Origin of the sequence: uncultured Lentibacter sp., from assembly GCF_937123735.1 — a bacterium.
Classification (GTDB): Bacteria; Pseudomonadota; Alphaproteobacteria; order Rhodobacterales; family Rhodobacteraceae; genus Lentibacter.
Genome location: NZ_CAKZKL010000037.1, coordinates 1 through 9,946 on the forward strand (window position 1 = coordinate 1; position 9,946 = coordinate 9,946).

Here is a 9,946-nt window from a genome sequence, read left to right on the forward strand (position 1 = left end):
TGCCCCGGCGAGATCACCCGCGAGAAGCTGGAAATCCTGCGCAAGGCCGATGCGGTCTACATCGATCAGATCCGCAAACACGGGCTTTACGACGAAATCTGGCAGGCCTTTGTGGCCATTTTGCCCGTGCGCACCGTGGGTGTGATGGGCGACGGGCGCACCTATGACTTCGCCTGCGCTCTGCGCGCCGTGACCAGCGTTGATGGGATGACCGCCGATTATTATCCGTTCTCCCATGACTTCCTCGGCGAAACAGCCACGCGCATTATCAACGAAGTCAAAGGCATCAACCGTGTGACCTATGACGTGACCTCAAAGCCGCCCGGAACGATCGAGTGGGAATAAGAGGCCGTTCCGACGACAACCGCGCGACAACCGGCAGATCTCTGAAAATACAGCCAAAAGGCCAGTCATAATAATTACTGGCCTTTTTGTGCAAAAACCCTAACGTCAGACCTCAAACCCGGAGCCGTTGCGCCGTTTAGATCTCTAAGAGCGCGCACTGAAAGCAAGGAAGGTATGCTGGCTTCTGATTTAAGTGTTGAGTGCACTTTGAATAACCAAGAAGGACCGCCGGCGCATGGAAACTTATTTTGCGGTCATTATCGTCATAGAACTCTTTTTTATTCTCGTCTGTGTCGGCACGATCGGGCTTTTGCTTTGGAAATATGTTTCCATCCTCAAGGCAATTTCACTAGACACCGATGAGTTGAAGCTCAAGGTGGAGCGCCTGAACACGGCCCTGACGCAGCAAGAGCAGGCCGTTATCCTGAAAGCCTTTGACAGTTAAACAAACCGCTTGCACGTCCTCGCGCGCCGTCTAAACTCTGCGCCAAAGGTGTGAGGTCAAAATAGGCTCACCAAGGCGCGAGGGCGGGGTTTGAGCTTCCAAAACATCAAGTCAAGCGGCGCTGGCCCGTTGCCCCCTCTACCACTGCAATCGCACCGCGCCCCCCATGACTGAACCCTCCAAGACCCTGCCCGCCATGCTCTGGATGATCGGTGCTATTGGCTCGTTTACGGCCATGGCCGTGGCCGGGCGCGCGGTGAGCTTTGAGCTCGATACCTTTGAAATCATGATGTATCGCAGCTTTGTGGGCATTGTTATCGTGCTTGCCGTGGCCCGCGCTTCTGGCCATCTGCACGACATCACGCGCCGGCATCTCGGGGTGCATCTCATCCGCAACATCGCGCATTTTGCCGGTCAGAACCTGTGGTTTTTCGCCATAACCGTCATTCCGCTGGCGCAGGTTTTTGCGCTGGAATTCACCTCTCCCATCTGGGTGCTTGTGCTCTCGCCGCTGTTGCTTGGGGAGCGGATGACCCAGACACGGGTGCTGGCCGCTTTGCTGGGCTTTGCGGGCATTCTGATCGTGGCCCGCCCGTTTGGTGAAACGGTGGGGCTTGGCGTTGTGAGTGCTGCGCTTGCGGCCATCGGCTTTGCGCTGTCAATCATCTTCACAAAGCGGCTCACCCGCAGTGAGCGCATCACCTGCATCCTGTTTTATCTCACCGCCATGCAGGCGGTCTTTGGCATCCTCTGCGCCGGGTATGATGGCGATATTGCCCTGCCCTCGCCTGCAACGGCCCCTTGGCTGCTCTTAATCGGCTGTGCCGGTTTGCTGGCCCATTTCTGCCTCACCACCGCCCTGAGCCTGGCGCCGGCCACAGTCGTGGTGCCGGTGGATTTCATACGCCTGCCGCTGATCGCGGTGATCGGCTGGGCGGTATATCATGAGCCGTTGGATCTTTGGGTCTTGCTCGGAGCGGTGCTGATCTTTGCGGGAAATTACTACAATATCTGGTCTGAGACCCGCTCGGCCTGACTTGATTTTGCACAGCCACGCACAGTGGCCCGTATACTTTTTGCCACAAACATAGCGGCCGTTGCGGGCAAAAAGCCGGCTTTTGTGCCACATATCCTGCGCCGTGCAGGCATTCCGCAACGGAAACTGTTTGAGAATCAAAAGTTGCCCCCTACCATCGAAAGATGTTTTTGGGAGGAAACACTTATGAAAACCCTTGTCACGAGTTCGGGCCTTATGGCCCTGTTTACCAGCGCCGCCTTGGCTGGCGGGATAGACCGCTCCGGCCAATGGATCACCCCGATCTTTGAACCCGGCGATACGGTCACCTTTTCAGTCGGCTCGGTCGATCCGGAAGTCACAGGCAGCCTTGGCACCAATGATGCCACCACCCGCTACAACCCGATGAGCTTTTCGGTCAAGAAAGCCATCACCGAGCAGGTGGATGTGGCGGTCATTGTCGATCAACCGTTTGGTGCCAACATAAAATACACCAGCGGCCCCTTCGCGGCCACGCCCATTGGCCCGTTTGCCGGCGGCTACGCCGATGTTTCCAGCAAGGCGCTCACCTTTGTGGGGCGCTACAAATTTGACAACAATTTCAGCCTTCATGCGGGTGCGCGCGCGCAATCCTTGTCTGGCACAATCGCCTCAACTCCGGGCATCCTGATCGGCTCAAGCGATTACGCCTGGGGCGCGCTGGTGGGGGCCGCTTACGAGCGCCCTGACATCGCGCTGCGGGTTGCACTGACCTACAACACATCCATCAAGAACACGCTGGACGGCAGCCAGAACTTTGCAATTCCCGTGACAGCCAGCCATGAAACGCCTGAAAGCCTCAATCTCGAGTTCCAATCGGGCATTGCCAAAAACACGCTGCTGTTCGGCTCGGTGCGCCATGTCAAATGGGCGGGGTCCTCGCTGGACTCAACCCCCGTCGCCGGCGGTGCCAGCACCAATTGGGTCAACTTCCGCGATGACAGCACAAGCCTCACGCTCGGTGTGGGCCGCAAGATCAACGACAAGCTCAGCCTTGCCCTCACTCTGGGCTATGAGGCCGCTGGAACACGGCCGGGCAACACGCCGCTTTCACCCACAAACGGTTACAAAAGCATTGGCCTCGGGGGCAGCTATAACATCTCTGACTCGGTGAAACTGACCGGTGGTTTGCAATATGTGAAGCCGGGCAGCCAGACTGTTGGTCCTGTCACCTTTGACAACAGTGAAGCCATCGGATTTGGCCTGAAGATCAGTTACAGCTTCTGACGCCCGGCAACGGTGCCACGGCATTCGCGCCCAAACCACCAGCGCCTAAATAAGGAGCGCCCTGTGCCATGTCACAGGGCGCTTTATTATGGCACGCTTTATAACGGTGCGCTTTCGTTTGGCGATAGCGCAAAAAACGGGTCGCCACAGCCTGTCAAAACCCTCATACCTGCCCCATGACATTGCAAAAAACACTCTCCGCGCGCGCCTGGGGCGAGCTTTTTCTTCTCGGGCTTATCTGGGGGGGCGTCTTTCTGGCTGTGCGCGTTGCGCTCAACGAAATTGGCGTGCTCACAAGCGTGGCCCATCGGGCGCTCTGGGCGGCGTTGCTGCTGTGGGGGCTGGTGTTTGCACTGCGCCTGCCCTGGCCGCATGGCGCAAAGATTTGGGGGGTCTTTCTGGTCATGGGACTGCTCAACAATATTGTGCCCTTCACCTTGCTCAACTGGTCCCAGCTTCACATTGAAAGTGGCCTCACCGCCATTCTCAACAGCACCACGGCGGTTCTGGGGGTCTTGGTGGCGAGCCTGTTCTTGCGCGATGAGCGGCTGACAGCGCGCAAGGCCACCGGGGTGCTCATCGGGGCGCTCGGGGTCGGCACAGCCATCGGTTTGGAAAATTTACGCAGCCTTGATCTGCGCTCTCTGGCCCAACTTGCCGCCCTTGCAGCCACGCTCTCCTATGCCTTTGCCGGGGTCTGGGCGCGCCGCTATCTCACCGCGCTGCACCCGCTTGTGGCCGCCGCCGGAATGCTCAGCTGCACGGCGCTCGTGATGGTGCCGCTGGCTTGGACGCTTGAAGGGCCACTCACCCTGGCATTGCGCTTTGAAACGCTTTTGGCCATCGCCTATTACGCGCTGATTGCGACGGTCTTGGCCTATCTGCTTTACTATCGCGTGTTGGCCATGGCGGGTGCGGGCAATCTCATGCTCGTGACCTTGCTGATCCCGCCCATTGCCATCGTTCTGGGCTGGGCCGTCTTGGGGGAAGCGCTGCCGCCGCGCGCGGTTCTGGGCTTTGGCATTCTGGCCTTTGGCTTGCTGGTGCTGGATGGCCGCGCCCTGCGGTGGTTGCGCAATAAGGTTTGACCCTGTCGCCCCACCGCTTTACTCCATGGAAAGCTGTGAAAGACGAGGCCAAAATGATCTATCCCACCGCAGAAAGCTGGCGCGCTGCCCCGCAGAAAAGGGTGCTGTTTTTTGGCATGTCCGGCCTTGGCAAAACCCATATCGCCTCGCTGTTGCGCAGCGCGGGCGACTGGTTTCATTACTCCGTCGATTACCGCATCGGCACGCGTTACATGGGCGAATATATCGCCGACAATGCCAAGCGCGAGGCGATGAAAGTGCCGTTTCTGCGCGCGCTTCTGATGAGCGATTCCATCTATATCGGCTCCAACATCACATTTGAGAACCTGGGCGCTGTCTCAAGCTACCTTGGCAAACCCGGCTCTGCGGCCGCCGGCGGGCTCAGTATGAATGCCTATGCCGCGCGCCAGGAGCAATTTCGCCGCGCCGAGATTGCCGCCTTGCTGGACACCCCCTATTTCATCGAACGCGCCCGGGCGCTTTATGATTATCCCCATTTCATCTGCGACACCGGCGGTTCCATCTGTGAATGGGCAGATCCTGACAACCCGCAAGACGAAATTCTCAAAACACTCAGCGCAAATACGCTGATGATCTGGCTCAAAGGCTCGCCCGCCCATACCCAGGAGTTGATCCGCCGCTTTGACAAAGCCCCCAAACCCATGGCCTATCAGCCGGCCTTTCTCGCGCGTGTCTGGAGTGATTATTTGAATGAAAACAACTGCAAAGAAGGCGACGTTGATCCTGACAGCTTCATTCGCTACACCTATGCAAAGGCCTTGGCCCACCGTCAGCCGCGTTATGAGGCCATGGCCCGTTGGGGCGTGACCATCGAGGCCAGCAATCTTGCCAACCTGCGCGATGAACGCGACTTTGACGAGGTGGTCGCTGCTGCCATCACCGCGCGCAACACCGCCTCTTAACCCCGCACTCCAGCCAAAACGAGCCCGTCATGCCCATCAAACTGCCCGCCCATCTGCCCGCCTATTCCGTGCTCTCGCGCGAGGGTGTCAGCGTCATGAGCGAAGATCAGGCCATGCGGCAAGACATCCGCCCTTTGCGCATCGGTCTGCTCAACTTGATGCCCAAAAAGATCCAGACCGAAACTCAATTTGCCCGCCTGATCGGTGCCACGCCCTTGCAGATCGAGCTCTCCCTCATCCGCATGAGCGCCCATCAGACCCGCAACACCGCCGCTGCGCATATGGAAGAATTCTACCGCCCCTTTGCCGATGTGCGCGATGCGGGCGAGAAATTTGATGGCCTGATCATCACAGGCGCGCCCATTGAGCACCTCGAATTTAAAGATGTCACCTATTGGACAGAGCTCACCGAGGTCTTTGACTGGACACAAACCCACGTCCACAGCACCTTCGGGGTCTGTTGGGGTGGAATGGCCATGCTGGGATATTTTCACGGGGTGAAAAAGCACCTGCTCAAGCAAAAGCTCTTTGGCTGCTATCGACATCTCAACCTGGCCCCGCAGAACATGCTGCTGCGCGGTTTCTCAGATGATTTTGTGATGCCCGTCAGCCGTTGGACCGAAATGCGCCGCGAGGAAATCGAAGCCGCAGGGCTCAACCTTTTGTTGCATTCCGAAGAGGTCGGCCCCGCACTGGTGGAAGATCCGGCCCACCGCACGCTCTATGTCTTCAACCATCTGGAATATGACAGCGACACATTGGGCGAGGAATATGCCCGCGATCTGGCCGAGTCCCAAGTGGCGGGGGCCAAAATCGCTCTGCCGGTCAATTACTTCCCCGAAGATGATGCCACCAAGACACCTCTCAACCGCTGGCGCAGCCATGCCCATCTGCTCTATGGCAACTGGATCTCCGAAATTTACGAGACAACGCCCTATGACATCGCGAAAATTGGGCTGGAAACCACCGATCTGCGCGGCTAGAGCATGTGGCCCTGGCTTCTCTTGGCCCTGCCCGGGCTTTGGCTTGTGCTCTGGCTTGTGGGGCTGCGCGCCAGTGCGCGCGCCGAGGCCGCGGCCCCGGCCCGAGGCCAGAGGCTTATCATCAATGGCAGCCCGCTGCATCTGCGGGTGATGGGGGCCAAGGCTGGCACGGCCCCCGATCTTGTGTTGATACATGGCTCCAACGGTCACACCGCTGATCTGAGCTTCTCCTTGGCGGCCAGACTTGCTCCCCATTTCCGCCTCTACCTCGTGGATCGCCCCGGGCTTGGCTACAGCGCCGCGCGCGCCCCAGATGGAGACAGCCTGCGCGCACAAGCCCGCCAAATCGCCGATGCCGTGGCCACGCTGGGCGCGCACAAGCCGCTTGTCATGGGCCACTCCTATGGCGGGGCGGTGGCGCTGGCCTGGGCGTGCTATATGCCCGACAGGGTTGCCGCCCTCGTCCCTGTGGCCGCCCCCTCCCACCCTTGGACCACCGCGCTGGATCCGCTCTATCGTTTGGGCGCACACCCGATATTGGGCCCGCTCCTTTTGCCCTTGCTGCCGGCCCTTGTCCCGGAGGCCTATCTTGAGCGCACCTTGAGTGAGGTCTTTGCCCCCAACCCGGTGCCAGACGGGTATTTTCAACATTTCGTGCCCAAACTGGCCCTGCGCTACAGATCCATGCGCGCCACCGCCTTGCAACGGGCCAATCTCTTGGATGAAATCACCGCCATGGCCCCGCTCTATCCCAAGCTCACGCTGCCCATCGAAAGCCTGCACGGCAGCGCCGACACCATCGTGGGGCTGCATATCCACGCCGAGCCGCTGTGCAAAGCGGCCCCCACAACGCGCCTCACCCGTCTCACAGGCCACGGCCACATGATCCAGCACAGCGCGGAAGACGCCGTTGTTGCGGCCCTTCTGCGGGCTGCGAAACGTGCAGGATTGCACCCCAAAGCCTAAGCCGCCATACTGCGCCAAAAGAGAGGGAAAAGGGCCATGGATCTGCCTTTTGACGGCGCCATCAGCCGCTATTTTGAACAGAGCGCTCCAGACGAAATTCGCGCCGCGATCTTGCGGGCCGACAAAGACGATATCCTCAACCCTGCCTACCCCTACAGCGAAAGGCTGCCGCGCAAAGCCTATGAAAAAGACCTCGCGCAATTGCAAATCGAGCTGGTCAAAATGCAAACCTGGGTCAAGGAAAGTGGTGCCCGGGTGGCGGTGATCTTTGAGGGGCGCGACGCCGCGGGCAAAGGTGGTGCCATTCGCCGCTTTCGCGAAAACCTGAACCCCCGTGGCGCCCGGGTGGTTGCGCTCGCAAAACCAACAGAACGCGAACAAAGCGAATGGTATTTCCAACGCTACATCAACCACCTGCCCGCCGGCGGCGAAATCGTCTTCTATGATCGCAGCTGGTATAACCGCGGCGGTGTCGAAAAGGTCTTCGGCTTCTGCACAGACAGCCAACGCGCGCAGTTTTTCAACCAGGTGCCAAGTTTTGAGAGAATGCTGATCGAGGATGGCGTGCAGCTGTTCAAACTCTGGCTCAATGTCGGACGTGCCGAACAATTGCGCCGCTTTCTGAGCCGCGAACGCGACCCGCTCAAACATTGGAAGCTGAGCTGGATCGACGTTGAGGGCCTCAAGAAATGGGACGCCTACTCAAGCGCCATTTCCGAGACGCTCCTCCAAAGCCACACCGATGTGGCCCCCTGGACCGTGATCCGCGCCGATGACAAACGCCGCGCGCGCCTCATGGCCATCCGCAGCGTGCTGAGCCAGATCGACTACACGCACAAAGACCTCAAAGCCCTCGGGCGCCTTGACAGCGCAATCTGCGGCAGCCCCGAGATCTGGGATGCCTAAAAAACGCGGCTATCACCACGGCAACCTGCGCCAGGCGCTCGTCGAAGCCGCCCTAACGCTGATCGAAGCCAAAGGCCCGACAGGCTTCACACTGTCAGAAGCCGCCAAACTCGCCGGGGTGACCCCGGCAGCGGTCTACAGGCATTTTGAGGGCCGCGAAGACCTGATCGCCGAAACGGCCCGACAAGGCTTTGAAAGCTTCGCCGATCTCATGCGCTATGCCTATGAGAAGGGCCAACCCTCTCCTCTGGCGGCCTTTGAAGCCACGGGCCGCGCCTATCTCGCCTTCGCAAGGCGCTATCCGGGCCACTACATCGCCATGTTCGAAAGCGGGATCTCGCCAAACCGCACCCCAGAGCTTGCCGCCGCCGCCACGCGCGCGCGCAGCGTTCTTGAGCAAGCGGCCAGCGAGCTGAGCCAACATATTCCGGCGCACAAACGCCCTCCCGCCTCGATGTTTGCAGCCCATATCTGGGCGATGAGCCACGGGGTTGTCGAACTTTTCGCACGCAACTCCGCCGGCACCCAAAGCCCCTTCTCGCCAGAAGACCTGCTCGAAAGCGGTATCGGCGTCTATCTGCGCGGCCTCGGATTGATCGCCGCTGACAAGGAATAACCCAAGATTTGGGGCCACACCCACGCCTTTTTTATGAAAAAGAAATGGCGCACCCGAGAGGTGTTGGCTCTCTTTAAGTCCACCAGTTTCTACGTAATCCCTATGTTTTATTGATGCCATAACCCTGTAGTTTGATGCAAGTAGGCGCATATTGGTCAGTAATCTGGTCAGTATTGACTGGGAGCTACATACGGGCTGTTTCAAGCGGGCTGCTAATACCGCCTGTCCAAGCAGGCCGTATTCTCGCAGTCCCTTGACAACAGCCTAGACGGGGTGGGCATGGGCCACAGGGGGTATGCTGGGTGTATAACTATGCGCTCTGCCAGTGAGGGTGGCTATTGCATTGGGTATAGCTGGCTGAGGGGTATGGTCAGTATGCTACAAGTATAGCCACCTCTGGGAATATCTGCAGTCATTGGGAATGTAGCTACTGAAAGCACCACATCGGCCCTGTATCGCAGGGTTTAAGCATGTAGTCTGTAAACCAGTTGTCTCTGTTGGTTTGAGCCTACGTATAGCTTGCGAGAGTGTACGGCCTGTATGATCGGCCTGATTGACTGGCTGAGCCTCTGAAGGCGAGGGCTTTTGGTCCCCACTGTCCGGACATTTTGCTATAAGAGATTATATAGATTTTTGTCCGGTCAAGCGAACACAAGGTGGGGTTTCCTGATAGCCCCCCAGCCAGCGAGACTAGCGAGTGCAAGGGCCTGTTGGTCTATTGGTCCTAGTAATGGGAGAGAGGTAAAGGAGGTGGTGCGAGATGCTTTCAGAGCAAGTCAGTTCTTGTCTTCTCTGGTCTCTCTCCACTTCAGGAACTTCTGATAGCTCTCAACATACCTCTCCGTCCTTGTAACAGGAGCAAGAGGCTTGGAGAAGCCGGAGACCTGCAATGAGTAATAGTAGTTAGGATCATGCCTTCTGAAGTCGTTTAGGATCTGTTGCCTCTGTTCTGGTGAATAGTCATCCTTGTCAGCTGGCAGGCTAGCACCAATAATTGAATTAGTGGCTGCAGCCATTGCTCTCTCTAGGTCAGGCACTTGGGTTCGCTTGACGATATAGCTGTCATGAACTGAGAGCACGATTTCTTCTCTTTCAATGAAGTCTTGGAGGATCAGTTCAGTCACCTGACTATCCTTCCACATCAAGCTGATACCTCTATCTGAACAGATTCCATCATCCAGAAATGGGTTCCTCTCTAGGAAGGCATCTAGGAGACATGATAGTTCGTTGTCAGTCAGGCTTATAGGGGAGTTATCTCTGAATGCTTGGTAGGCGGACTTCCTGCTTTTGTCATTTACAGCTGTTAGTACAAGAAGTGTCCGTCGTCAGGGTTTTTGGAACCAATGGCGGCCTAAACTAAGAGAGTCTTCGGCTCATCTGGTTAGTTTGATTA

Annotated in this window: 10 protein-coding genes and 1 pseudogene; 10 read left to right on the plus strand and 1 reads right to left on the minus strand. The window is 57.9% G+C overall.

All coding sequences use genetic code 11. The features are described from left to right. The 10 genes and pseudogenes from Q0478_RS11950 to Q0478_RS11995 all read left to right on the plus strand — a co-directional run. Positions 1-345: pseudogene (locus tag Q0478_RS11950) on the plus strand (GMP synthase (glutamine-hydrolyzing)); the annotation flags it as partial. Positions 346-580: 235 nt separating this feature from the next. Further along, positions 581-790, plus strand: a complete 210-nt coding sequence (locus tag Q0478_RS11955) for a hypothetical protein (RefSeq protein WP_298679568.1) — start codon at positions 581-583, stop codon at positions 788-790. 166 nt (positions 791-956) lie between these two features. Further along, positions 957-1,826: a DMT family transporter gene (locus tag Q0478_RS11960; RefSeq protein ID WP_298679570.1), complete on the plus strand. Its 870-nt coding sequence runs from the start codon at positions 957-959 to the stop codon at positions 1,824-1,826. A 186-nt stretch (positions 1,827-2,012) separates the two neighbouring features. Further along, on the plus strand, positions 2,013-3,071 hold the full coding sequence (locus Q0478_RS11965) for a hypothetical protein (protein WP_298679573.1): 1,059 nt from the start codon (positions 2,013-2,015) through the stop codon (positions 3,069-3,071). 176 nt (positions 3,072-3,247) lie between these two features. Continuing rightward, the gene (locus Q0478_RS11970) at positions 3,248-4,159 is read left to right on the plus strand and encodes a DMT family transporter (RefSeq protein ID WP_298679575.1); all 912 of its coding nucleotides are present in this window, start codon (positions 3,248-3,250) and stop codon (positions 4,157-4,159) included. A gap of 53 nt (positions 4,160-4,212) precedes the next feature. Beyond that, positions 4,213-5,082, plus strand: a complete 870-nt coding sequence (locus tag Q0478_RS11975; protein ID WP_298679577.1) for an ATPase — start codon at positions 4,213-4,215, stop codon at positions 5,080-5,082. A gap of 29 nt (positions 5,083-5,111) precedes the next feature. Then, the gene (gene metA, locus Q0478_RS11980) at positions 5,112-6,065 is read left to right on the plus strand and encodes a homoserine O-succinyltransferase (protein WP_298679578.1); all 954 of its coding nucleotides are present in this window, start codon (positions 5,112-5,114) and stop codon (positions 6,063-6,065) included. 3 nt (positions 6,066-6,068) lie between these two features. Continuing rightward, positions 6,069-7,031 carry an alpha/beta hydrolase gene (locus Q0478_RS11985; protein WP_298679580.1) on the plus strand — a complete coding sequence of 321 codons (963 nt, stop codon included), beginning with the start codon at positions 6,069-6,071 and terminating at the stop codon, positions 7,029-7,031. 36 nt (positions 7,032-7,067) lie between these two features. After that, the gene (ppk2, locus tag Q0478_RS11990) at positions 7,068-7,937 is read left to right on the plus strand and encodes a polyphosphate kinase 2 (protein WP_298679581.1); all 870 of its coding nucleotides are present in this window, start codon (positions 7,068-7,070) and stop codon (positions 7,935-7,937) included. Further along, complete coding sequence (locus Q0478_RS11995; RefSeq protein WP_298679582.1) at positions 7,930-8,553, plus strand: TetR/AcrR family transcriptional regulator; 624 nt, start codon at positions 7,930-7,932, stop codon at positions 8,551-8,553. Before ppk2 ends, Q0478_RS11995 begins: the two co-directional genes overlap by 8 nt. A gap of 776 nt (positions 8,554-9,329) precedes the next feature. Here the strand turns inward: Q0478_RS11995 and Q0478_RS12000 are convergent. Next, positions 9,330-9,677, minus strand: a complete 348-nt coding sequence (locus Q0478_RS12000) for a hypothetical protein (protein ID WP_298679583.1) — start codon at positions 9,675-9,677, stop codon at positions 9,330-9,332. Positions 9,678-9,946: the final 269 nt, after the last annotated feature.

Excerpts from the sequence above, each read along its gene's own strand:
- Q0478_RS11955 (WP_298679568.1), top strand. The coding sequence starts at position 581 with ATGGAAACTTATTTTGCGGTCATTATCGTCATAGAACTCTTTTTTATT.
- Q0478_RS11960 (WP_298679570.1), top strand. The coding sequence starts at position 957 with ATGACTGAACCCTCCAAGACCCTGCCCGCCATGCTCTGGATGATCGGT.
- Q0478_RS11965 (WP_298679573.1), top strand. The coding sequence starts at position 2,013 with ATGAAAACCCTTGTCACGAGTTCGGGCCTTATGGCCCTGTTTACCAGC.
- Q0478_RS11970 (WP_298679575.1), top strand. The coding sequence starts at position 3,248 with ATGACATTGCAAAAAACACTCTCCGCGCGCGCCTGGGGCGAGCTTTTT.
- Q0478_RS11975 (WP_298679577.1), top strand. The coding sequence starts at position 4,213 with ATGATCTATCCCACCGCAGAAAGCTGGCGCGCTGCCCCGCAGAAAAGG.
- metA (WP_298679578.1), top strand. The coding sequence starts at position 5,112 with ATGCCCATCAAACTGCCCGCCCATCTGCCCGCCTATTCCGTGCTCTCG.
- Q0478_RS11985 (WP_298679580.1), top strand. The coding sequence starts at position 6,069 with ATGTGGCCCTGGCTTCTCTTGGCCCTGCCCGGGCTTTGGCTTGTGCTC.
- ppk2 (WP_298679581.1), top strand. The coding sequence starts at position 7,068 with ATGGATCTGCCTTTTGACGGCGCCATCAGCCGCTATTTTGAACAGAGC.
- Q0478_RS11995 (WP_298679582.1), top strand. The coding sequence starts at position 7,930 with ATGCCTAAAAAACGCGGCTATCACCACGGCAACCTGCGCCAGGCGCTC.